The organism is Streptomyces sp. NPDC041713, from assembly GCF_055591085.1.
Genome location: NZ_JBVIZY010000005.1, coordinates 139,022 through 161,198 on the forward strand (window position 1 = coordinate 139,022; position 22,177 = coordinate 161,198).

Consider the following 22,177-nt stretch of genomic DNA (forward strand, 5'->3'; position numbering starts at 1 on the left):
AACCGGCGTGGGTGGGCAACGCGAACCGCCCGGCACGTCGTACGGGCCGGGGGTCTCCAGCGTACGACTCCGCGCTGATCGGCGCGGCCCGCCCCGAGCACCCCGCACAATGTCCGGAAAATACCTGTCCGAAAATTCCCGGCCCCACCGTGTAAACCGGGCAGGTGTCCGAGGCGTACTGCATTCGAGGACCCCGCGCCGTACGACGTACCTACCGCACGCGCACCGCACGCATCTGGAGACCACTTGACCGACGAGGAGTTCGAGGCGTTCTACGCGCACTCCGTGAGACCGCTGGTCGGGCAGGTGTATCTGATGACGGGCGACCTCCACGAGGCGCAGGACGTGGTCCAGGAGGCCTTCGTGCGCGCCTGGGCCCGCCGCTCCCGCCTGGAGCGGGACGCCGGGCCCGAGGCGTGGATCAGGACCGTCGCGTGGCGCCTCGCGGTGAGCCGGTGGCGGCGGCGCGGGCGGGCCGCGGACGCCTGGCGGCGCCACCACGGGGAGCGGCCGGGCACCGCACCCGAACCGGATCCCGGGACGGTCGCGCTGGTCGCCGCGTTGCGGCGGCTGTCCGAGCGGCAGCGGCGGGTAGCGGTGCTGCACTACGTGTGCGACCTGTCCGTCCAGCAGGTCGCCGCGGAGACCGGGATCGCGGCGGGGACCGTGAAGTCCCATCTGTCCCGTGCCAGGGCGGCCCTCGCGCCGCATCTCGACGACGCGCTCACCCCGGAGGAGCACCGTGACTGAGCCCAGGACCCCGGCCGACGACCGGCTCGCCGGCGCGCTGAAGCGGGCCGCCGACACGGGCGCCCTGGCCGCCGCGCCGGCGCCCGCCGGACAGGTGACCGCGCGCGGCGCCCGCCGCAGGCGCCGCGTCTACGCGGTGACCGCCGCCCTCGCGGTGTGCCTGGTGTCCGGCGGCGCCGCGCTCGCCTCGGTCCAGCTCGGCCGGGGCGGCGCGCCGGTCGGGCCCGCGGTGCCCCCGAGCCCCACGAGGTCGGCCTCGGTGCCGGAGTCCTCCCGCGCCGACGGCTCGCCCTCCCCCCTGACGCGCTCCCCCCAGACACCCGCCACCCGCACGCCCCCGTCCCTCACGCCCACCGGCCGCCTGACCGCCGGGCGGGACGCGCCACCGGCCACGACCCCGCCCCCCTCCGGCCGACCCTCGTCCTCCCGGTCGTCCACCGCCCTCGCGACGACCCCGCCGACGGCCACGCCCACGGACACGGGAGGCTGAGTCCTGGATCCCGGACCCACTGCCCGCACGTCACACCAACCCGCACCCGCACTCTCACTCTCACCAGGAAGCCACCCCATGCCCGGAGCCCACCCCGACGCCACCGCCCCGGAGCGTGCCGACGAGCTCATACCGGGGCGGGACCGGATTCCGTCCGCAGCCGCGGACGGCCCGGCGCCCGCCGACACCGCCCCCACCAGGGCCGACCGGCTCTGGGACCGCGCCCCGCTGCTGCTCGCGGCCGCCCTGTTCGCCGCGTACACGATCGTGTCCGTCGGCCGCTACCGGCGCATGGAGAGCCGCTCCTGGGACCTCGGCATCTTCGAACAGGCCGTCCGCGCCTACGCGCACCTGCAGACGCCGGTGGCCGACCTCAAGGGGCCCGGCGCCAACATCCTCGGCGACCACTTCAGCCCCGTCACCGCCCTCCTCGCCCCCTTCTACCGGCTCTTCCCCTCGCCCATCACGCTGCTCGTCGCGCAGGCGCTGCTCGTCGCCGTCTCCGTCGTGCCCGTCACCCGCGCCGCCACCCGGCTCCTCGGGCGCGCCTCCGGTGCGGCGATCGGTGTCGCGTACGGGCTGTCGTGGGGCGTCCAGCGCGCCGTCGACTTCGACTTCCACGAGATCTGCTTCGCGCTGCCGCTGATCGCCTTCTCCCTGGAGGCGCTGCTGCGCCGGCGGTGGCGGGCCGCCCTCCTCTGGGCGCTGCCGCTCGTCCTCGTCAAGGAGGACCTCGGCATGACGCTCGCGGCCATCGCCGTGGTCGTGGCGATCCGCTGCCGGCGCACCGACCCCAAGGCCCTGCCCTACGCCCTCGGCGTCGCCGCGTTCGGCGCCGTCGCCACCCTCGTCACCCTCACCCTGGTCATCCCGGCCTTCAACTCGGTCGGCGCGTACGACTACTGGGACAAGGTCGGCGACTCCGGCGGCGCCGGGATCCTCGACGGCACCGGCACCAAGCTGCGCACCCTGCTCTGGCTGCTGCTGCCCACCACCGGGCTGCTCGCCCTGCGCTCGCCGCTGCTCCTGATCGCGCTGCCCACCCTCGGCTGGCGTTTCCTCTCCGGCGACGACCACTACTGGGGCACCGACTGGCACTACAGCGCCGTCCTGATGCCGGTCGTCCTGCTCGCCCTCGCCGACGCCGCCCACACCGCGCGCCGCAGCGGCCGAAGCTGGCTGCGCCGGTACGCCGACCGCCTGCCGGCCTGCGTCGCGGCCGCCGCGCTCGCCCTCACCACGGCGCTGCCGCTCGCGGGCGTCACCGAGGCGGCGACGTACGAGAAGAGCGGGCGGATCGCGGCCGTGGACCGGATGCTGGGGCGCATCCCCGACGGGGCCACGGTCGAGGCGAACATCGGCCCGATCAGCCGGCTGACCTCGCGCGCCCGGGTCTTCTGGGTGGGCGCGGCCCGCCCGGTCGTGCCCCGCTACGTCGCCCTGGACGTCCGGGACGGCTGGACCAAGGACCCGGTCAAGTACGCCAACTCCCTGCACCCCGGCACGCGGTACGTCCTGGAGGACACCGCCTACGGGTACGTGCTGCTGCGCCGGGACTGACCCCGCGGGCGGCGCGAACGGCAGCCGGCCCCGGCAGGCGCTGTGCGCGCCCGCCGGGGCCAGGTCCCCCGCACCCCCGTGGCGGTGGCTCTTCGGTGGCGATGGCTCTTCGGTGATGGCTATTCGGTGGCGATGGCGTTGAGGACGTTCATCCGGCCGGCCCGGAAGGCGGGGACCAGCGCCGCGAACAGGCCCACGAACGCCGACCCGACGAAGACCGCGATGATCGTCGGCCAGGGGATCTCCAGGACCTTCAGGCCCTCCAGGGCGAGCAGCTTCTGCGCCGTGGCGCCCCAGCCCATCCCGAGCCCGAGGCCGAGCAGCGCGCCGAAGAGGGCGATGACCACCGACTCCATGCGGATCATGCGGCGCAGCTGGCGGCGCGAGAGGCCGATCGCCCGCATCAGGCCGATCTCCCGGGTGCGCTCCACCACCGACAGGGCCAGGGTGTTCACCACACCGAGGATCGCGACGATGATCGCGAGGCCGAGCAGGCCGTAGACGATGTTCAGGAGCTGGCCGACCTGGTCCTTCAGGGTCTGCTTGAAGTCGGTCTGGTCCATCACCTTGTACTGCGGGTACTTCTCCAGGGACTTCTTCAACGAGGCGTACGCGGCGTCCTGTTGGCCCTTGTCGGCCGAGGCGAACATCATGTCGTTCTGCGGGATGCGGTCGGCGGGGACGTACTTCTCCATCGTCGTGATGTTGAGGTACATCGCCCCCTTGTCGACGGAGGTGTCGTCGGAGGTGACCGCGGCGAGCCGCAGCTTCGCCGTCCTGCCGTGGTCGAAGGCGATCCTCAGCTCGTCGCCGACCTTCAGGCCGTGCTTCTTCGCGAACGCGTCGCCGACCGACATGGCGTTCGGGCCGTAGGCGGCGGACAGTTTGCCCGCGGTGGTCTCGCGGCGCAGGTCGGTGGCGTAGGAGGGGTCGGCGGCGCTCAGGCCGACGTCGTCCACGGTCTTGCCCGCGGGGGTGGTCAGGTCCGCGTCGATCTGCTTGTAGCGGGTGATGTGCGCGATGTGGTCGGCCTTGCCGAGGGCCGCGGCGGCCTTCTCGGTGATGGAGATGCCGGGCTGCGTGGGCTGGACGATGAAGTCGGCGCCGACCGACTTGTCGAGCTCGTCGGTGGCCGAGGCGACCATCGAGGAGCCGACGACGGAGAGGCAGGCGACCAGCGCGAGGCCGATCATCAGGGCCGCGCCGGTGGCGCCGGTGCGGCGCGGGTTGCGCAGCGCGTTGCGCTCGGCCATCCGTCCGACAGGGCCGAACATCCGCAGCAGCACCGCGCTGATGACGCGGACCACGCCGGAGGCGAGGACGGGGCCGATGACGACGAAGCCGACGAGGGTGAGCACGACGCCGCCGCCGAGGAACAGCGAGCCCTCGCTCGCCTTGTCGGCTTGCGACGCGGTGTAGAGGGCGAAGCCGCCGGCGCCGGTGAGGACCAGGCCGAGGACGGCGCGCAGGGCGCTGGAGCGGCCGTCGGCCGGGGTGCCCGCGTCGCGCAGCGCGGCCATCGGCGAGACCTTGCCGGCCCGGCGTGCGGGCAGGTAGGCGGCGACGACGGTGACGACGACGCCGAGGACCATGCCGATCACGGGGGTCGTCCAGGTGACGGTGAGGTCGCCGGTGGACAGTTCCATTCCCATGCCGGACATCAGCTTCATCAGGCCGACGGCGAGACCGATGCCCGCGCCGACGCCGAGGACCGAGCCGAAGACGCCGAGCAGCAGCGCCTCGACGAGCACCGAGCGGTTGACCTGCTTGCGGCTTGAGCCGATGGCCCGCATCAGGCCGATCTCGCGGGTGCGCTGGGCGACCAGCATCGAGAAGGTGTTGATGATGAGGAAGATGCCGACGAGGAAGGCGATCCCGGCGAAGCCGAGCATCGCGTACTTCATGACGTCGAGGAAGCTGCCGACGTCCTTGCGGTTGTCGTCCGCGGCCTCCTTCTGCGTCTTGATGTCGTACGGGGCCTTGCCCAGGGTCTTCGCGACGGCGGCCTGCAGCCGGGTGTCGCTGACGCCCGCGTCGGCGGTGAGGTTGACGTGCGTGAACCGGCCGGTGGCGCCGAGGAGTTCGCGCTGGGCGGTGGCGGTGTCGAAGTAGAAGATGGCGGCGCCGGGGTTGGTCACCTTGAAGGTGGCGATGCCGGAGATCTTCGCGGTGTGGTCGCCGGCGGCGGCGACCGTGCGCAGCTCGTCGCCGATCTTGAGGTCGTGCTTGTCGGCGGTGTCGGCGTCGACCATGATCTCGGTGGGGCCGCGCGGGGCGTGGCCCGAGGTGATGTCCATCGAACGCAGGTCGTTGCGCGTCCAGTTGCCCGCGATGGTCGGGCCGCCGCTGGTCGGGCCCATGTTCTTGTTCTCGTCGTCGACGACGGTCACGCTCTGGCTGCTGATCGCGCCCTCGGCCGCCCGTACACCGTCGGCCTTCTCCGCCCGCTTCACGACGGAGGCGGGCAGGGACTCGGGCTTGCCGCTGCGGGGCGTGTCGCCCGCGTCACCGGCGGACTTGGGGCTGACGGTGACGTCGGCGGAGGTGGCCGCGAAGAGCTTGTCGAAGGTGGTGCTCATGGTGTCGGAGAAGACGAGCGTGCCGCACACGAACGCCACCGACAGGATGACGGCCACTCCGGAGAGCGCCATGCGTCCCTTGTGCGCGAAGAAGTTGCGCATCGAGGTCTTGAGGACGGTCATGACGTGCGCCCCCGGGCGTCGAACGACTTCATGCGGTCGAGGACCTGGTCGGCCGTGGGGTGGTGCATCTCGTCGACGATCCGGCCGTCGGCGAGGTACAGGACGCGGTCCGCGTACGAGGCGGCGACCGGGTCGTGCGTGACCATCACAATGGTCTGGCCGAGGTCGGTCACCGAGCGGCGCAGGAAGCCCAACACCTCCGCTCCGGCACGTGAGTCGAGGTTTCCGGTCGGCTCGTCGCCGAAGATGATCTCGGGCCGGGAGGCGAGCGCGCGGGCCACGGCGACGCGCTGCTGCTGGCCGCCGGAGAGCTCGGTCGGGCGGTGCTTGAGGCGCCCGGCGAGGCCCACGGTCTCCACGACCTGGTCGAGCCAGGCCCGGTCGGGCTTGCGGCCCGCGATGTCCATCGGGAGCGTGATGTTCTCCAGCGCGTTCAGGGTCGGCAGCAGGTTGAACGCCTGGAAGATGAAGCCGATCCGGTCCCGGCGCAGCTTGGTGAGCTTCTTGTCCTTGAGGCCGGTGATCTCGGTCTCGTCCAGGTAGATCTGCCCATTGCTGACGGTGTCGAGGCCCGCGAGGCAGTGCATCAGGGTGGACTTGCCGGAGCCGGAGGGGCCCATGATCGCGGTGAACTGCCCGCGGGCTATGTCCACGTCGATGTGGTCGAGCGCGACGACGCGGGTCTCCCCGGATCCGTACGCCTTGACCACCTGGCGCGCCCGTGCCGCCACGGCCGTGTGTCCTCCAGTGCCCCCGTGCCTGGGTGTTGCCACAGCCGTTGTCACGGTAAGTCTCCTATGTCGGTCATGCGAGGCGTCAGGTGTGCGTGCGCCGCGGGTTTCGGTGGATGCGGCGCTCGCACGGTCCCGTGCGGTGCGCCTTCGGGTCTCAGTCTCGGGCCCGTGAGGGGTCCGGCGCGCTGGTGCTCAGCGCACTCTTCCGGTGGGGTAAACCCCACCCCCGGTGGTGTGGTTGTCCGAGCCGGCCCCGTGCCCGGCTCGTAAAGCCAATCTAAGGACCGTCCGGGCCCGCCTCATCCTCCAGGGGGACGAACGCTCCCCGGTCCGTTGTACGGAGGTACCCCTAGGGGATCTCCACCCGCCGGTGGAGAACGTCTCAGGGTCACCTCCACCCTGCCCTCCACCCGGGACCGGGTGAGAAGGTGACCCGCAGCAACTGGTTGCAGGGGGAAGGGATTTCCGTGGGCACGCAGGACGCGACACCGGGCGCGACACCCGGCGGGATATCCGGGGCGACATCCGGCGCGGCGGCGGGCACCGCGCCGCGCCCGGCGCGCGGCAGGGGCCCGGTCGTCGCGGCGCTGATGCTGGCCATGGCGCTGGCCGCCGTCGACGCCACGATCGTCTCCACCGCGGTCCCGCAGATCGTGGGCGCCCTCGGCGGATTCTCGATCTTCTCCTGGCTGTTCTCCGGCTACCTCCTCGCGGCCACCGTCACCCTGCCCGTCTACGGCAAGCTCTCCGACACCTTCGGCCGCAAGCCCGTCCTCGTCGTGGGCTGCGTCCTGTTCCTGCTCGGCTCCGTGCTCTGCGCGCTCGCCTGGAACATGGAGTCGCTCATCGCCTTCCGCGTCGTCCAGGGCCTCGGCGGCGGCGCCGTCCAGGGCACCGTGCAGACCCTCGCCGCCGACCTCTACCCCCTCAAGGAGCGCCCCAAGATCCAGGCCAAGTTGTCGACGGTGTGGGCGACTTCGTCCGTCGCGGGCCCCGCGCTCGGCGGCTTCATCGCCTCGTACGCGGACTGGCGCTGGATCTTCCTCATCAACCTGCCCATCGGCCTGGTCGCGCTCTGGCTCATCGTGCGCCACCTGCACGAACCCGCCCGCGACGCCGTCCCGCGCGCCCGCGTCGACTGGCCCGGCGCGCTCGCCGTCTTCGCCTGCGGCGGCACCCTCCTGACCGCCCTCGTGCAGGGCGGCGTCGCCTGGGACTGGCTGTCGGCGCCCTCCCTCGGGCTCTTCGCCACCGGGCTCGCCCTGATCGCCGTCGTCGTCCTCGTCGAACGCCGGGCCGCGGACCCGATCATCCCCGGCTGGGTCTGGCGCCGGCCCACCATCGCCGCGGTCAACCTCGCCCTCGGCGCGCTCGGCCTGCTGATGGTCGCACCCACCGTCTTCCTGCCCACGTACGCGCAGTCCGTCCTCGGACTCGCGCCCGTCGCCGCCGGATTCGTGCTCTCCGTGATGACCCTGAGCTGGCCGGTCTCTGCCGCGCTCAGCCAGCACGTCTACCGCAGGATCGGCTTCCGCAACACCGCCGTCACCGGCATCTCGGCGGCCGCGGCATTCCTGTTCACCTTCCCCCTGCTGCCCTACCCCGGCACCGCCTGGCAGCCCGCCCTGCTCATGCTGCTGCTCGGCGCGGCCCTCGGACTCTTCCAACTGCCGCTGATCGTCGGCGTCCAGTCCACCGTCGGCTGGGCCGAACGCGGCACCGCCACCGCCTCCGTGCTGTTCTGCCGCCAGATCGGCCAGACGCTCGGCGCGGCCCTGTTCGGGGCGGTGGCCAACGGCGTTCTGAGCGCACGGCTCGGCGGGTCCGGCTCCCTCGACTCGGTGGCGCGCGCCCTGGACGACCCCGGCGCCGTCACCGACCCGGAACCCCTGCGCCGGGCCGTCGACGCCGCCGTGGACGCGGTGTACCTGGGGGCGGGATGCGCCGCCGTACTGGCCCTGGGCGTCCTGCTCCTCCTGGCGCCGCGACGCTTTCCCGTACTCCAGGAGAAACCCGCACTCCAGGAGAGACAGGACAGGGCGTAACCCGGTCCTGGTCCCCTGGTCGGCCCTGGCCCCCTAGGGGGCCTCCTCCGCCGGCGCGCGGCCCGTCAGCGTGGCGAGGCTGCTGCGTACGTGGTCCATGTGCGCCCGCACCTCGTCCCACCGCTCGCCGTGCTCACGCAGTATCCGCTCCGTCTCACGGACCAGCCGCTCCTCACGCACACCCGCCTGGGCGACCAGCTCCGCGCCCCGCGCCTCCGCGTCCTCCTGCCGGTGCCGCGCGGACTCCTCCGCCTCCGCCAGGGCCCGCTCGGCCTCGGCGAGCCGCGCCTGGGCGGCCGCCACCCGCTCCGCGTCCCGCGCGTCCGACGCCGCCTCGCGCTCCGCGGCCTCCCGCTCGGCCGCCTCCCACCGCTCGGCCTGCTCCTTCTCCTGCTCGGCGAGCAGGCCCTCGCACCGCTGCCGCATCTCCCGCAGCGCGCCGAGCGCCTCGCTCCGCCACGCCTTCACGTCCCGCCGCGCGCCGACCCGGATCTCGTCGGCCGTCGCCCGGTCCGCGAGCAGCCGCTGCCGGGTCCACTCCTCCGCCTCGGCCCCGACCTTCTCGGCGTGCGCGTGCGCGGCCTCCCGCGTCTCCCGCGCCGCGGCGTCGGCCGCCTCCGTCAGCTCCTGCGCCTCGGCCCGCGCGGCCTCCCGCACCGCGCCGGCCTCGGTCTCGGCGAGCGCCAGGATCTGCCGGGCCCGCTCACTGAGGGTGTCGTACGTCTGGGGGGCGAGCCGCGACACCGCGTCCCGCAGATGCTCGGCCTCCACCTCCATGTCCCTGGCCAGGACGGTCAGCCGGGCGGCCCGCTCCCACGCCCCGTCCCGCTCCTGGGAAAGCCCGGCGACGTACGCCTCCACCTGCGCCGGACGGTAGCCGCGCCCCCGCCCGGTGAAGAAGCCGTGCGGCGACGACGGTGCCCCGCTGCTGCTCATCCTTGGATCCCCTCTCCGACGGACCACGCGCGTACTGCACGATTGGCGCACATCTTGATGGATCAAGCGGAAGCGCTCATAACGCGACACTCCGCCCACTCCACCCGGTCAAGGATGCGTCAATTGGCGGCAGAAGTCGGAATCGGGGTGACGTGCGATGCGTCGCACGCCCCGAATGGGCGAGGCGCCCCACCCGGGACACGCGCGAGGCGCCCCGCCCGGACCACGGGTGGGGCGCCTCGGCCGGCACGTACGCCCGCGGGCTACAGCAGCCCGTCCCACATCTGCTCCAGCAGCACCGACCACCAGCTCTCCGGCGACGCGAGCGCCGCCGGGTCGAGCGCGGCCAGCTGGTTCTGGAAGTCGACCGTCCAGCGCCCTGCCTGCTCCTGGTTGAGCCCGAAGCGCAGCCGCCACATCCGGCCCAGCAGCGCCATGCAGCGCGCGAACTCCGGCAGCCCCGTGTTCACGAACTGCGGCGGCACCGGAGCGCCGCCGGGACCCGCCTCCACCGGCACGGCCACGATGTTCGCCGTGCCGTACTGGACGCAGAGCGCACGGCCGAAGTCGCTGCCCATCACCAGGTACGAGCCCGCGTCGGACGCCGGCTGCACCCCGCGCTCCTGCGCCAGCTCCGCCAGCGTCGGCACCGGGCGCCCCGGCTGGGCCTGCGCCCAGAAGAACGGCCCGAAGTCCACGGGCAGCCCCGCCACGACGAGCGTGTGCGCCACGATGTCCGGCACGCCCTGCCGCGACACCGCGCGCTGGTCGAACCGGAAGAGACCGGGCCCGAACGCGGCGGCCAGCTCCTGCGCGACGCCCTCCGGCGGGATCGCCGGGGCCTGCGGCATCGGCTGCAGCGGGGCCCGCACCGGCGCGGACCGCGCCGGGCCGTCCGCGACCTGGTGCAGCTCGCCCTGGTGGGCGAGGAGTTGCTGCATGCCCTGCTGGCGCGAGGCGTGGTCCCTGCCGTACGGGGCGATCGAGGTGATCCGCGCCTGCGGCCAGGTCTCGCGGATCATGCGGGCGCAGTACGCGCCCGGCAGCTCGCAGGACTCCAGCTCCGTGTGGAGTTCGAGCACCTGCTGCGGCGGCACGTTCATGCCGCGCAGCTCGTGCAGGATCTGCCACTCCGGGTGCGGGGTGCCGGGCGCCGAGCGGCGGATCAACTGCTGCTCGGACCCGTCGGCCGCGCGGTAGCGCAGCACGGCCTGGTAGCCGGGACCGACGGTGGGCTGCCCGACGGGCGGCTGCGGGGCGCCGTACGGCGGGGGGCCGGGGGTGCCTTGGGCGCCGGGGGCGGGGGCGCCGGGTGCGCCGGGTGCGGGCTGCTGCATCGCCGCGGGCGGCGGGGGCATGCCGGGTCCGCCGACCGCGGGTCCGGCCAGCATGGTCGCGGCGTGGTGGACGTCGCCGCCGGGGGGCGGGGGGGTGCCGGGGGCGGCAGGTCCTGCGGGGGCGCCGGGCGGGCCGGGGGGCTGGGGTGCACCGGGCGCACCCGGAGCACCCGGAGCACCCGGCGCACCGGGAGTGCCCGGCGGCTTCAGGCCACCGGGGCCGCCCGTGCTCGGGTCGGCCAGCATCGTCGCGGCGTGATGCACACCTCCCGGAGGCGTACCGGGGGCGCCGGGCGGGCCGGGGGGCTGCGGGGCGCCACCGGGGGTGCCCGGGGCGCCGGGAGCACCCGGCGGCTTCAGGCCGCCGGGGCCGCCCATGCTCGGGTCGGCCAGCATCGTCGCGGCGTGATGCACACCGCCCGGAGGCGTACCCGGGGCGTCCGGGGCGGGCGGGGCCGCGGGCGGCTGCCCGTCCGGGCCGAGGGAGGAGACGAGCTGGGTCGGTACGTAACCCCCGGCAGGGGTGCCGGGGGCACCGGGACCGGAAGGCGGCGGCGTCGCCCCGGGGGGCGCACCGGGCACACCGGGCGGCCCGGGAGGCGGCGGAGTACCGCCCCCGCTCGCACGAGGCCCACGGGGCGGACCCTGCGCCTTGCTGGTGGCGGCATCAGCGATGTCCCCGGCACCGGAATGCGGAGGCATCGGCGAACCGGCGGGCGGCTGAGGGGAGTTGGGGGGCGGACCGGCAGGAGCGCCGGTCCCCTGCGGGTAGCCGTACGCATTCGGATCCCCGGCACCCGCGGGCGGCGGCATCGGCGAACCGGCAGGCGGCTGCGCAGAGTTGGGGGGCGGACCGGCAGGCGGCTGCGGGGAATTCCGGGGCGGACCAGCGGGAGCGCCGGGCCCCTGCGGGAAGCCGGCACCCGGAGGCGGCGTCGAACCAGCAGACGCACCAGGACCCTGCGGGTAGCCGTACGCATTCGGGCCCCCGGCGCCCGCGGGCGGCGGCAACGGCGAACCGGCAGGCGGCTGCGCAGAGTTCGGGGGCGGACCGGCAGGAGCGCCGGGCCCCTGCGGGAAGCCAGCACCCGGAGGCGGCGTCGAACCAGCGGGCGCGCCAGGACCCCGCGGGTAGCCGTACGCGTTCGGGTTCCCGACACCCGCAGGTGGCGTCGAACCAGCAGGCGCACCGGTCCCCTGCGGGTAGCCGTACGCGTTCAGATCCCCGGCACCCGGAGGCGGCGGCATCGGCGAACCGGCAGGCGGCTGCGAGGAGTTCGGGGGCGGGCCAGCGGGAACACCGGGCCCCTGCGGGAAGCCAGCCCCCGGAGGCGACGTCGAACCAGCGGGCGCACCAGGACCCTGCGGGTAGCCGTACGCATTCGGACCCCCGGCACCCGGAGGCGGCGGCAGCGGTGAACCCGTGGGCGGCTGCGGCGCGTTGGCCGGCGGGGCGGCGGGCGTACCCGGCGTCGCCGGGCCGGACTGCCCGTCCGCCGAAGGCACCCCCGTACCCGGCGTCGCCGGGCCGGACTGCCCGTCCGCCGAAGGCATCCCCGCACCCGGCCCCGGGTCGTCCAGTGCCGGTGCGAGCGCCGTGCGCGGAAGCTGACTGCCCCCGTGCATCAGCGCCGTCTTGGCGTCCGGCGCCGCACCCGGCGCCGGGGTGTCGTTCTCGTCCAGGCCGGTCAGCGGCGGCGCGAACACCGTCGCGGGCAGCGGCACCGAGTGGTCCTCGCCCCCGTCGGCGTTCGTGTCCGTACCCGCCCACGGCGTCGCCCCGGCGGGCGCACCCGGCGAGGTCGACGGCACGCTGTCGTCACGGTCGGGCTCGTCGGACCCGCCGGCCACCGGCCACGGCGTACCGCCACCAGGAGCGGCGGCCGCACCCGGCACCTGCGAAGCCGAAGCCGGAGCCGGAGCCGGAGTCTGAGCCGGATCCGACCCACCGTCATCCACCGGCCCGTCCCCCACCGGCCCGTCGACCGATGCCTCGACCTCGGCGTCCGGCTCCGTGCCCGACCCCGCCCGCCGATCCGGAATGCCCAGCTTGTCCGCCGCCTCCTGGAGCCACTCCGGAGGAGTCAGCAAAAACGACGTCTGATTGAGGTCGACCCGCTCCGGCGGGGCCACCACCGCGTCCTCCGGCGTCGCGTCCGGCACCCCGTACTCCTCCTCGTACCGGCGGATCACCTCACCCACCGGCAGGCCCGGCCACAGCGTCGCCTCGCCGCTGTCCCGCGCGATGACCAGCCGCTGCGCGCCGCCGTCGGACACCGGACCGTTCTCCCGGTCCTCCGCCCACACCACGAAACCCAGGTCGAACTCCCGGACCCGCACCTCACGGTGCTGATAGCCCGGCACATCGCCGTTGACCCACTCCTCGGCGCGGTCCTGCGCCTGCGCGAACGTCACCATCGCCACATCACTCCCCACCCGAGGACACGGGGACGGCGTGTGCGAAGCCGCCGTCCACCATCAGGTTCGCCACCGTCTCCAGCTCCGGCGGATTGCCCGCCAGCCGGGACAGGAACGCGTCGAAGTCGTCACCGCACGGCAGCAGCAGCCGCCGCACCCGCTCCGCCGGCGGCCACGCGTCCTGGTCGCGCACGTCGTCGTACGCGCAGAACCAGACCGAACCGACCCGGTCGCCCTTGACCTTCACCGCCAGCAGACCGCCCTGCACGAAACCGACACCCAGGTAGTCCTTGGTGAGGTGATCGCGCAGACACTTGTTCACGTACACCAGGTCGTTCACCGCGGCCTCGTCCCGCACCGTGAAGAACGGCTGGTCCACCAGCAGGCCCAACTCCGCGTCCAGCGCGGCACCGACCGGCGCACAGCCGCCCGCCGCCTTCAGGAAGGAGCGGTAGGCGCCCGGCAACCGGTAGCCCAGGTCCTCCTCCACCCCCTGCACCTGCTGCTCCGTCACCGCGACCGTCGTCCTCGGCAGACCGAAGTGCGCCGGACGCGTCTCCTGCAGCGGACGCGTCCCCCGCTTGTCCTGGTCCACCGGCGTCGTCGCGATCCCGCCGTGATGCCGCAGCAGCGCCTTCACCTCGACCGGGACCAGCTCCAGACGACGGCTGCCCGGCACGTGGTGCCACGTCCAGCCGTGCGGCGTCGCCACCGCCGGGATCGTGTCCCACAAGTCGTGACCATCCGCCGCCGACGCCGCGTTCGCCGACACGTAATCCGTCAGACGCAGTTCGTCGACGCCGAAACCCTCCGGCGGCTCCGCGATCTCGGCCGCCGCACGCGCATAGGCGGAGAAGTCCGGATAACCGTGCTCATCCACCCGTACCCCTCTGGGATGGCGCGCGGCACGGACCGGATCCGGGAAGTGCACGACCTGCCCGGCGTACGCCGCGTTCGGCGGCGCGGACTGCTGCCCCAGCCGACCTGTCGTCATGGCGGTTGCCCCCTGCGGCACTGTGGAAGGTTCTGGTTCTGTCGTGTGCACCGAGCCGCGGAACCGGCCCACTCCTGCGCATCTGGTTCCACATCTCGTACTGCGATGCCGACACAGCCTATGCGCAAGGACGACACCGGTCACCGGGCCTCCGGTTCCATGACCACCAGCCACCGGACCGTCACCCTGCGACGAAACCGACGGAAAGCCAGGCGTGTCGCAGTGCCCCAGCTTCCGCACCACCCGCCCCATTTGGCAGGCTGTCCTCCGCGACGCGGGGGCGTGGCACACGCGGTGACGACCGCGAGCAGGGGGAGGGAAGAGCACCAATGCACACAGCACACAGCGGCCTGCCCGGCCACGCGACGTCCACCACGACGGCCGCAACGACAACCGGCACGGCACCCGGCACGACCGACGACACCCGCACCACCGCCCACGGCCCGGCCACCATCCCCACCCCGAACACCGGAGACCCACGCGTCGGCTGGAGCGCCACCGCCGCCCACGCACCCATCCTCCGCCAGCGCCGCGACGGCATCCTGCCCACCGTCGCCGCCGCCCTCTCCGTACGCGGCCAGACCACCCTCACCTGCACCGCGGGCCGCGGCGAAGAACCCCCCACACTCCACCCGCTCGTCCAGGACTTCCTCGACACCCTCACCAGCGGCCAACGCGAACGCTTCACCGGCCGCTGCGCCGAAGCCATCCTCATCTCCCGGCACCTCACGGCCGCCGACGCCGGCCGCTCCAAGCGCGCCGCCCGCAGACCCATGACCAACGGCGAAGCCCGCAAGGCGCTCAAGCACGCCAAACTCACCACCCGCCGCATCCGCGAGGACGGCGACCCCCTGCACGGCGGCTTCGCCCAGCCCTGCCGCTCCTGCACCGCCCTCACGGCCCACTTCGGCGTCCGCGTCGTCGACCCCACGACCACCGAGGCCTGACCGGCCACCGGCCGCCGGATCCCGCAGTCACCGCGGACCCCCACGACCGCCCGAACGACCGAACAAGGGCCACCCCATGCACCCCGAGAACGCCGCCACCACCGCCGCACCGGCCACCGGCACCAGCACCCGCTTCCCCGTCCCCGTCGACGCCGCCCTGCGCGCCGCCGGCTGGCGACCCGGCCACTGGGACATAAAGCAGGCAGAGATCTGGGCCGACGCCCTGCGCCGCCACACCTCACCCGCAGGCCACCGGCACACCGTCTTCCCCGCCGCCGTCGAAGCCTGGGCCGAGTTCGGCGGCCTGCACATCACCCCACAGGGCCCCGGCCGCCAGATCGCGCCCGCCACCGTCCACCTCGACCCCATGTACGGACTCCACCTCGCCCGCACCCTCGGCGACCTCGGCCGCGCCCTCGACACCGAGGTCTGCCCCATCGGCGAAGAACCCGACAACCAGGCGCTCCTCGCCATCGACACCCAAGGCCGCGTCTACAGCCTCGACCACAGCGGCGACTGGTTCCTCGGCGCCCACATCGACCAGGCCCTCGCCACCCTCATCACCGGCGCCCAGCCCACCCGCCTCTCGGCCGGCACCAAACCCGCGTAACAGCTCCCCGCCGGCCCTACGCCGCCGCCGGCAACACCGCCGACACCCGGAAACCCCCACCATCCGTCGGCCCCGACACGAACACCCCGCCAAGCCCCGTGACCCGCTCCTTCATCCCCACCAGACCATTGCCACCACTCGGCAACCGCGCGTCCTGCGACCCACCCGCCTCCGGCGGCGGCTCGTTCTCCACCTGCATCGCGATCTCCGCGCCCCGATACGCCAACCGCACATACGTCTTCGCGCCCGCCGCGTGCTTGTGCACGTTCGTCAACGCCTCCTGCACCACCCGATAAGCGGTCTGCTCCACATCCGCCGAACAGTCACGCGGCTCCCCCTGCACCGACAGATCCACCGCCATGCCCGCCGCACGCGACTGCCCCACCAACTCCTCGAGCTCCGCCAGACACGGACCGTCCTCGTCCACCGCACGCGACGCCGCCGCGGCCGCCGCCGCACCCACCGCCGCCAACGGCAACGGCTCCACGTACTTCGCCCCCTTCGAACCGTCCCCCGTCCGCAACACCCCGAGCATCTCGCGCAACTCCGTCAACGCCTGCCGCCCCATGTCCCCCACCAGCGCCGCGTTGCGCACCGCCTTCTCCGGATCCTTCCGCGCCACCGCCTGCAACGCCGCCGCGTGCACCACCATCAGACTCACCCGGTGCGCCACCACGTCGTGCATCTCCCGGGCGATCCGCGTGCGCTCCTCGTTCCGCGCCCACTCCGCCCGCTCCTCCGCGCGCTCCGCCAGCAACTGCAGCTCCCGCTCCAGACTGTCCGCCCGCTCCCGCATCCCCTCCACGAGACGGCGCCGCGCACCCACGTACAGCCCCAGCAGCACCGGCGGCGCGGTCACCCCGATCGCCGCGGTCACCGCGAAGAACGGGATGAACTCACTGGCGATCGTCGGGCTGCCCTCCGCCATGTCCTGATTGGCCCGCACCAGCGCGACGATCAGCGTGCCCGCCATCGACATGCCGGCCAGCGCGCCCGTGATGCGGCGCGGCAGCTCCGACGCGGCGAGCGTGTAGAGACCGACGACGGTCAGCAGAACGCCCATCTGCGCGGGCGTGATCGCGATCGATATCAGCACCACGGCGACGGGCCAGCGGCGCCGGATCAGCAGGGCCGCGCCCGCGAGCACGCCGAAGACGACGCCCACGGCGGCGGGCAGTCCCGAGTCCCGCGCGAAGGTGACCCCCTCCGCCCCGCACTCCGCCGCGGACACCACGGCGAGCCCCACGTCCAGCGCGGCCCCGCGCCACCTCTCCCACCACCACGGCCCGGTCATGGCCGTGGTGCGGTCGTCCCCCGTCAAGGTCATGCCTTCCAGCGTACGGGCGTTCCGCCCCGGTTTTCCGGTGAGTTTCCGGCTCGGTGATCCAGCACACGCCGTGTTCGACCGGAAGCGAAACCTGCCGGTATCCCTCGAACTGTTGAACCCTTCCCGGTTTCCCGCCGGACGTCCGCATTCCGGACGACGGTCGACCCATGACGGAGATCACGCCCGGCAGGGGCGCGTCCAGGGACAAGTACGAGGACTTCGAGGGGCTGCGGGAGAGGGCGGTCGCGTTACGGCGGGAGGGGCTGAGCCTGCGGCAAATCCGCGACGAGTTGAAGGTCTTCAACAACGACATCCTGAACAGGCTGGTACAGGGCGAGCCGCCGCCCGCCTGGACGAAGCGACCACGCGCGAAGGACGACCTTCGGGAGCGAGCGCGTGAGCTCCGGACTCAGGGCTGGACGTACGACCAGATCCAAGTGGAACTCGGGTGCTCGAAGAGTTCGATCTCGTTGTGGGTACGGGATCTGCCCCGACCGGAGCGTCGGGATCCGTCGGAACAGGCGAAGCTGGCGGCTCGTAAGCGATGGGAGCACGAACTGGCGATGCGGGACGTCGAGCGGCAGCGCGTGAAGGACGGTGCCAGACAGGAGATCGGGAAGCTCTCGGACCGCGAGCTCATGATGGCCGGCGTCGCGCTGTACTGGGCAGAAGGCACGAAGGACAAGGAGTACGCCCGCCGCGAGACCGTCACCTTCGTGAACAGCGATCCTGGCGTCATCCGGCTCTACTTGGCCTGGCTGCGGCTGCTGGGCATCGCACCCGAACGGCTGCGGTACCGACTCATGATCCACATCACAGCGGACACCGAGAGCGCCGAGCGGTACTGGGCCGATGTCGTCGGCGTCGACGTGTCGACGTTCCAGAGGACGACCGTCAAGAAGCACAACCCCAAAACGGTTCGCAAGAACGTGGGTGAGAACTACCGCGGCTGCCTGGTCATCCGCGTCAAACAAGGAGCCGACTTGTACCGTCGCATCGAAGGCTGGTGGTACGGCATAGTAGGTGCTGCCTCCGCGCCCGATCTTCAGAATCGGACATAGCGGTAATCCCGGGTCGTCTAAGGGCAAGACGTCAGATTTTGGTTCTGATCATGGGGGTTCGAGTCCTCCCCCGGGAGCAGCAGAGTTCGGGTCCTGACCGCCAGGTCAGGACCCGCCCTCATTTCCACCCCCCAACGCCCCGGTATCCTGCGGATGTCCACCCCACCAGGCACCCCAAGCCATCCGAAGCCGAAGGGCACCCCCGTGAGCGCCAACCGCCCGGCAGCCGTCGTCGTCCTCGCAGCGGGTGAGGGAACCCGTATGAAGTCGGACCTTCCCAAGGTCCTGCACGAGATCTGTGGCCGTTCCCTCATCGGACACGTCCTGCACGCCGCATCCGCGCTCTCGCCCGAGCAGCTCGTGACCGTCGTCGGTTTCCAGAGCGAGCAGGTGCGCGAGCACCTGGGGGCCATCGCGCCGCAGGTGCGCACCGCCTACCAGGCCGAGCAGAACGGTACGGGGCACGCCGTACGGATCGGCCTGGAGGAGCTGGGCGGCACCGTCGACGGCACCGTGATCGTCGTCTGCGGCGACACCCCGCTGCTGACCGGCGAGACGCTGCGGCAGCTCGCCGAGACCCACGACGGCGACGGGAACGCCGTGACCGTGCTGACCGCCGAGGTGCCGGACGCGACGGGCTACGGCCGCATCGTGCGCGACGGGGCGAACGGCTCGGTGACGGCGATCGTCGAGCACAAGGACGCCACCGAGTCGCAGCGCGCGATCCGTGAGATCAACTCCGGTGTGTTCGCGTTCGACGGGCGGCTGCTCGCCGAGGCGCTCGGCAAGGTGCGTACGGACAACAGTCAGGGCGAGGAGTACCTGACCGATGTCCTGGGGATCCTGCGCGAGGCCGGGCACCGGGTCGGTGCCGCCGTCGCCGGGGACCACGAGGAGATCGCGGGCATCAACAACCGTGTCCAACTGGCGGCCGCGCGCCGCACGTTGAACGACCGGCTGCTGACCGAGGCGATGCTCGCGGGTGTGACCGTGGTGGACCCGGCGTCCACGTGGGTCGACGCGACGGTGACCTTCGAGCGGGACGCGGTGGTGCATCCGGGCACGCAGCTGCACGGGGCCACGCATGTGGGCAAGGGCGCCGAGGTCGGGCCGAACACCCGGCTGACGGACACCCGGGTCGGTGCGGGGGCGCGGGTGGACAATTCCGTCGCGTACAGCGCGGAGGTCGGGGAGCAGGCGAGCGTGGGCCCGTTCGCGTATCTGCGGCCGGGTACCCGGCTTGGGGTGCGCTCCAAGGCGGGTACGTATGTGGAGATGAAGAACGCGACGATCGGTGACGGTTCGAAGGTGCCGCACCTGTCGTACGTGGGGGACGCGACGATCGGTGAGTTCTCCAACATCGGTGCGGCGAGCGTCTTCGTGAACTACGACGGTGAGGCGAAGCACCACACGACGGTGGGGTCCCACTGTCGTACGGGTTCGGACAACATGTTTGTGGCTCCTGTCACGGTGGGGGACGGTGCGTACACCGCTGCCGGGTCCGTGATCACGAAGGATGTGCCGGCGGGTTCGCTGGCCGTGGCGCGGGGCCAGCAGCGGAATATCGAGGGCTGGGTGGCCCGTAAGCGTCCGGGGAGCGCGGCCGCGAAGGCGGCGGAGGCGGCGTCCCGGGAGCCGGCCGGCGAAAGCTGACCGGAAACAGGTGCGCCTGACAGCGCGTACCGTGATAGGTGCACATTCGGCCGACTCGACGCACCGGGACGCGTGAGTACGGCAGCGGGAAGAACTCTCTGAGGAGACAGTGCTGTGACCGGGATCAAGACGACCGGCGAGAAGAAGTTGATGCTCTTCTCCGGCCGCGCCCACCCCGAGTTGGCCGAGGAGGTCGCACACAAGCTGGGTGTCGGCATCGTGCCGACGAAGGCCTTCGATTTCGCCAACGGTGAGATCTACGTCCGCTATCAGGAGTCGGCGCGCGGCGCCGACTGCTTCCTGATCCAGAGCCACACCGCTCCGATCAACAAGTGGATCATGGAGCAGCTGATCATGATCGACGCGCTGAAGCGCGCGTCGGCCCGCTCCATCACCGTCATCGTGCCGTTCTACGGTTACGCGCGGCAGGACAAGAAGCACCGTGGGCGTGAACCGATCTCGGCGCGTCTGATCGCGGATCTGATGGCCACCGCGGGTGCCGACCGCATCCTCACGGTCGATCTGCACACGGACCAGATCCAGGGTTTCTTCGACGGTCCGGTGGACCATCTGTTCGCGCTGCCGATCCTGGCGGACTACGTGGGTGCGAAGGTCGACCGTTCGAAGCTGACCGTGGTGTCGCCGGACGCCGGCCGGGTGCGTGTCGCCGACCGCTGGTGCGACCGGCTGGGCGCTCCGCTGGCGATCGTGCACAAGCGCCGTGACAAGGACGTCGCGAACCAGGTGACCGTCCACGAGGTCGTGGGTGAGGTCAAGGGCCGTGTCTGTGTCCTGGTGGACGACATGATCGACACGGGTGGCACGATCTGTGCCGCCGCGGACGCGCTGTTCGCGCACGGTGCGGAGGACGTCATCGTGACGGCGACGCACGGTGTGCTGTCGGGTCCGGCCGCGGACCGGCTGAAGAACTCCAAGGTGAGCGAGTTCGTGTTCACGGACACTCTGCCGACGCCGGGTGAGCTGGAGCTCGACAAGATCACGGTGCTTTCGATCGCGCCGACGATCGCGAACGCGGTGCGTGAGGTCTTCGAGGACGGTTCGGTGACGAGCCTCTTCGAGGAGCAGTAAAGATCCTTTTGGGTGTGGCCTCCCGGCCGAGTAGACTTCAGAAGTTGCTCGGCGAGGGAGGCCGCACTTTTTTGTGTGGCTGTCCGTTATCGACGCGCTCTTCGTAGCAGGCCAGTCGTATGGCCGGGTAACCCCATCCGACACCTGTTAGTTCGAGGAGTGCACATGGCTGAGGTCAAGCTCAAGGCTGAGACCCGCACCGAGTTCGGCAAGGGCGCCGCCCGCCGCATCCGTCGCGAGGACAAGGTTCCCGGCGTTCTCTACGGTCACGGCGCCGAGCCGGTCCACCTGGCGCTGCCGGGCCACGACCTGCTGATGGCGCTGCGTACGCCGAACGTCCTGATCTCCCTGGACGTGGACGGCAAGACCCAGCTGGCGATCCCGAAGGCCGTGCAGCGTGACGCCCTCCGTCAGGGCATCCTGAAGCACGTCGACCTGCTGCTGGTCCGCAGCGGCGAGAAGGTCACGGTCGAGATCCCCGTGCACACCGAGGGCGAGCTGGCTCCGGGCAGCAACCTGCTCGAGCACGTGCTGAACACGCTGCCGGTCGAGGCCGAGGCGACCCACATCCCGACCGAGGTCACGGTCTCCATCGCGGGCCTGGACGCCGGTGCGTCCATCCTCGCCAAGGACATCCCGCTGCCGTCCGGCTCCACGCTGGCCATCGACGAGGACGCGGTCGTCATCCAGGTCCTGGCCGCGCAGGCCGAGGAGGCCCCGGCCGAGGGTGCCGCCGAGGGTGACGAGGCCGCCGAGGCCTGAGCCTCGCGTCGGATCTGATCGGATCCGGACAGCCGGCAGCCGCCGCTCCCCGTCGGGGGGCGGCGGCTGCCGCGTATGGACTGGACTTGGGCGTATGAAGGAGACATGGACGTGACGACGGATGCCAGCGCTCCCTGGCTGATCGCGGGCCTGGGCAATCCGGGTCCCGAGTACGCGATGAACCGGCACAACGTGGGGTTCATGGTGGCGGATCTGCTGGCCCTGCGGATGGGCGGCAAGTTCAAGCGGGCGGGGAAGGCGCAGGCGCAGGTGGTCGAGGGGCGGATCGGTGCGCCCGGTCCGGCGGGCCGCCGGGTGATCCTGGTCAAGCCCATGTCGTACATGAACGTGTCGGGCGGTCCGGTGACGGCGCTGCGTGATTTCTACAAGGTGCCGACCGAGCAGATCGTCGCGGTCCATGACGAGCTGGACATCGATTACGGCGCGCTGCGGTTGAAGCTGGGCGGTGGCGACAACGGCCACAACGGTCTGAAGTCGATGACGAAGGCGATGGGTCCGGACTACCACCGGGTGCGGTTCGGCATCGGGCGTCCGCCGGGCCGGATGCAGGTGGCGGACTTCGTCCTGAAGGACTTCTCGTCGGCGGAGCGCAAGGAGCTGGACTATTTCGTGGACCGCGCGTCCGACGCGGTGGAGGCGCTGGTCACGGAGGGGTTGGAGCGGGCGCAGAGCGCGTACAACTCCTAGAACGGCGACGGGGCCCCGCACCACCGAAGTGGTGCGGGGCCCCGTCGCGTGGTG

General features: G+C 72.3%; 19 protein-coding genes and 1 tRNA gene. 14 read left to right on the plus strand and 6 right to left on the minus strand.

The window, feature by feature from the left end; translation table 11 throughout:
• The first annotated feature begins 246 nt into the window (after positions 1 to 246).
• From ACZ6CV_RS17085 to ACZ6CV_RS17095, 3 genes are all read left to right on the plus strand, one after another.
• Positions 247 to 750 carry a SigE family RNA polymerase sigma factor gene (locus ACZ6CV_RS17085; RefSeq protein WP_469251582.1) on the plus strand — a complete coding sequence of 168 codons (504 nt, stop codon included), beginning with the start codon at positions 247 to 249 and terminating at the stop codon, positions 748 to 750.
• The gene (locus ACZ6CV_RS17090; protein ID WP_469251584.1) at positions 743 to 1,240 is read left to right on the plus strand and encodes a hypothetical protein; all 498 of its coding nucleotides are present in this window, start codon (positions 743 to 745) and stop codon (positions 1,238 to 1,240) included. The genes ACZ6CV_RS17085 and ACZ6CV_RS17090 overlap by 8 nt, the downstream gene beginning before the upstream one ends.
• Before the next feature lie 78 nt (positions 1,241 to 1,318).
• Positions 1,319 to 2,800, plus strand: a complete 1,482-nt coding sequence (locus tag ACZ6CV_RS17095; protein WP_469251585.1) for a DUF2079 domain-containing protein — start codon at positions 1,319 to 1,321, stop codon at positions 2,798 to 2,800.
• Positions 2,801 to 2,919: 119 nt separating this feature from the next.
• Here the strand turns inward: ACZ6CV_RS17095 and ACZ6CV_RS17100 are convergent, their stop codons facing one another.
• Entirely contained in the window at positions 2,920 to 5,502 is a 2,583-nt protein-coding gene (locus ACZ6CV_RS17100) for an ABC transporter permease (protein ID WP_469251586.1), read from the minus strand.
• On the minus strand, positions 5,499 to 6,287 hold the full coding sequence (locus ACZ6CV_RS17105) for an ABC transporter ATP-binding protein (RefSeq protein WP_469251588.1): 789 nt from the start codon (positions 6,285 to 6,287) through the stop codon (positions 5,499 to 5,501). The genes ACZ6CV_RS17100 and ACZ6CV_RS17105 overlap by 4 nt, the downstream gene beginning before the upstream one ends.
• Positions 6,288 to 6,745: 458 nt before the next feature.
• On the opposite strand from ACZ6CV_RS17105, the gene ACZ6CV_RS17110 reads away from it, so the two are divergent.
• Positions 6,746 to 8,281, plus strand: coding sequence for an MFS transporter (locus tag ACZ6CV_RS17110; RefSeq protein ID WP_469252006.1), 1,536 nt, complete (start codon positions 6,746 to 6,748; stop codon positions 8,279 to 8,281).
• A 33-nt stretch (positions 8,282 to 8,314) separates the two neighbouring features.
• On the opposite strand, the gene ACZ6CV_RS17115 is transcribed toward ACZ6CV_RS17110, so the two are convergent.
• Together ACZ6CV_RS17115 and ACZ6CV_RS17120 are read right to left on the minus strand one after the other, a co-directional pair.
• Positions 8,315 to 9,217, minus strand: a complete 903-nt coding sequence (locus ACZ6CV_RS17115) for a cellulose-binding protein (protein ID WP_469251589.1) — start codon at positions 9,215 to 9,217, stop codon at positions 8,315 to 8,317.
• Positions 9,218 to 9,480: 263 nt separating this feature from the next.
• Entirely contained in the window at positions 9,481 to 12,108 is a 2,628-nt protein-coding gene (locus ACZ6CV_RS17120; protein ID WP_469252007.1) for an SUKH-4 family immunity protein, read from the minus strand.
• An 82-nt stretch (positions 12,109 to 12,190) separates the two neighbouring features.
• Between ACZ6CV_RS17120 and ACZ6CV_RS17125 the strand changes: the two genes are divergently transcribed.
• A complete protein-coding gene (locus ACZ6CV_RS17125; RefSeq protein WP_469252031.1) occupies positions 12,191 to 12,487 on the plus strand; it encodes a hypothetical protein in 297 nt (98 codons plus the stop codon).
• A 171-nt stretch (positions 12,488 to 12,658) separates the two neighbouring features.
• The gene (locus ACZ6CV_RS17130) at positions 12,659 to 12,907 is read left to right on the plus strand and encodes a hypothetical protein (protein WP_469251590.1); all 249 of its coding nucleotides are present in this window, start codon (positions 12,659 to 12,661) and stop codon (positions 12,905 to 12,907) included.
• Positions 12,908 to 12,979: 72 nt separating this feature from the next.
• Here ACZ6CV_RS17130 and ACZ6CV_RS17135 read toward each other — a convergent pair whose 3' ends face one another.
• Positions 12,980 to 13,966 carry an SMI1/KNR4 family protein gene (locus tag ACZ6CV_RS17135; RefSeq protein WP_362376881.1) on the minus strand — a complete coding sequence of 329 codons (987 nt, stop codon included), beginning with the start codon at positions 13,964 to 13,966 and terminating at the stop codon, positions 12,980 to 12,982.
• A 329-nt stretch (positions 13,967 to 14,295) separates the two neighbouring features.
• Between ACZ6CV_RS17135 and ACZ6CV_RS17140 the strand changes: the two genes are divergently transcribed.
• Entirely contained in the window at positions 14,296 to 14,913 is a 618-nt protein-coding gene (locus ACZ6CV_RS17140; protein WP_469251591.1) for a YwqJ-related putative deaminase, read from the plus strand.
• Between the two features lie 76 nt (positions 14,914 to 14,989).
• On the plus strand, positions 14,990 to 15,523 hold the full coding sequence (locus ACZ6CV_RS17145) for an SUKH-3 domain-containing protein (protein WP_469251592.1): 534 nt from the start codon (positions 14,990 to 14,992) through the stop codon (positions 15,521 to 15,523).
• 16 nt (positions 15,524 to 15,539) lie between these two features.
• Here the strand turns inward: ACZ6CV_RS17145 and ACZ6CV_RS17150 are convergent, their stop codons facing one another.
• Entirely contained in the window at positions 15,540 to 16,850 is a 1,311-nt protein-coding gene (locus ACZ6CV_RS17150) for a sensor histidine kinase (RefSeq protein WP_469251594.1), read from the minus strand.
• 167 nt (positions 16,851 to 17,017) lie between these two features.
• On the opposite strand from ACZ6CV_RS17150, the gene ACZ6CV_RS17155 reads away from it, so the two are divergent.
• The 6 genes from ACZ6CV_RS17155 (at position 17,018) to pth (ending at position 22,123) form a co-directional block, all read left to right on the plus strand.
• Positions 17,018 to 17,911 (plus strand): hypothetical protein, encoded by an 894-nt coding sequence (locus ACZ6CV_RS17155; protein ID WP_469251595.1) that lies wholly within the window; start codon positions 17,018 to 17,020, stop codon positions 17,909 to 17,911.
• 6 nt (positions 17,912 to 17,917) lie between these two features.
• Positions 17,918 to 17,988 (plus strand) — tRNA-Gln (locus ACZ6CV_RS17160).
• Positions 17,989 to 18,115: 127 nt separating this feature from the next.
• Positions 18,116 to 19,564, plus strand: coding sequence for a bifunctional UDP-N-acetylglucosamine diphosphorylase/glucosamine-1-phosphate N-acetyltransferase GlmU (glmU, locus tag ACZ6CV_RS17165; protein ID WP_469251596.1), 1,449 nt, complete (start codon positions 18,116 to 18,118; stop codon positions 19,562 to 19,564).
• 114 nt (positions 19,565 to 19,678) lie between these two features.
• Positions 19,679 to 20,653: a ribose-phosphate diphosphokinase gene (locus ACZ6CV_RS17170; protein WP_358776299.1), complete on the plus strand. Its 975-nt coding sequence runs from the start codon at positions 19,679 to 19,681 to the stop codon at positions 20,651 to 20,653.
• Between the two features lie 165 nt (positions 20,654 to 20,818).
• Positions 20,819 to 21,415, plus strand: coding sequence for a 50S ribosomal protein L25/general stress protein Ctc (locus tag ACZ6CV_RS17175; RefSeq protein WP_362376870.1), 597 nt, complete (start codon positions 20,819 to 20,821; stop codon positions 21,413 to 21,415).
• 105 nt (positions 21,416 to 21,520) lie between these two features.
• Complete coding sequence (pth, locus tag ACZ6CV_RS17180; RefSeq protein ID WP_469251597.1) at positions 21,521 to 22,123, plus strand: aminoacyl-tRNA hydrolase; 603 nt, start codon at positions 21,521 to 21,523, stop codon at positions 22,121 to 22,123.
• Positions 22,124 to 22,177 lie beyond the last annotated feature (54 nt).

What these genes read in the sequence shown, in the direction of transcription:
- ACZ6CV_RS17095 (WP_469251585.1), top strand. Translation starts at nt 1,319, where the DNA reads ATGCCCGGAGCCCACCCCGACGCCACCGCCCCGGAGCGTGCCGACGAG.
- ACZ6CV_RS17100 (WP_469251586.1), bottom strand. Translation starts at nt 5,502, where the DNA reads ATGACCGTCCTCAAGACCTCGATGCGCAACTTCTTCGCGCACAAGGGA.
- ACZ6CV_RS17115 (WP_469251589.1), bottom strand. Translation starts at nt 9,217, where the DNA reads ATGAGCAGCAGCGGGGCACCGTCGTCGCCGCACGGCTTCTTCACCGGG.
- ACZ6CV_RS17120 (WP_469252007.1), bottom strand. Translation starts at nt 12,108, where the DNA reads ATGCCTTCGGCGGACGGGCAGTCCGGCCCGGCGACGCCGGGTACGGGG.
- ACZ6CV_RS17135 (WP_362376881.1), bottom strand. Translation starts at nt 13,966, where the DNA reads ATGACGACAGGTCGGCTGGGGCAGCAGTCCGCGCCGCCGAACGCGGCG.
- ACZ6CV_RS17140 (WP_469251591.1), top strand. Translation starts at nt 14,296, where the DNA reads ATGCACACAGCACACAGCGGCCTGCCCGGCCACGCGACGTCCACCACG.
- ACZ6CV_RS17145 (WP_469251592.1), top strand. Translation starts at nt 14,990, where the DNA reads ATGCACCCCGAGAACGCCGCCACCACCGCCGCACCGGCCACCGGCACC.
- ACZ6CV_RS17150 (WP_469251594.1), bottom strand. Translation starts at nt 16,850, where the DNA reads ATGACCTTGACGGGGGACGACCGCACCACGGCCATGACCGGGCCGTGG.
- ACZ6CV_RS17155 (WP_469251595.1), top strand. Translation starts at nt 17,018, where the DNA reads ATGACGGAGATCACGCCCGGCAGGGGCGCGTCCAGGGACAAGTACGAG.
- ACZ6CV_RS17175 (WP_362376870.1), top strand. Translation starts at nt 20,819, where the DNA reads ATGGCTGAGGTCAAGCTCAAGGCTGAGACCCGCACCGAGTTCGGCAAG.
- pth (WP_469251597.1), top strand. Translation starts at nt 21,521, where the DNA reads ATGGACGTGACGACGGATGCCAGCGCTCCCTGGCTGATCGCGGGCCTG.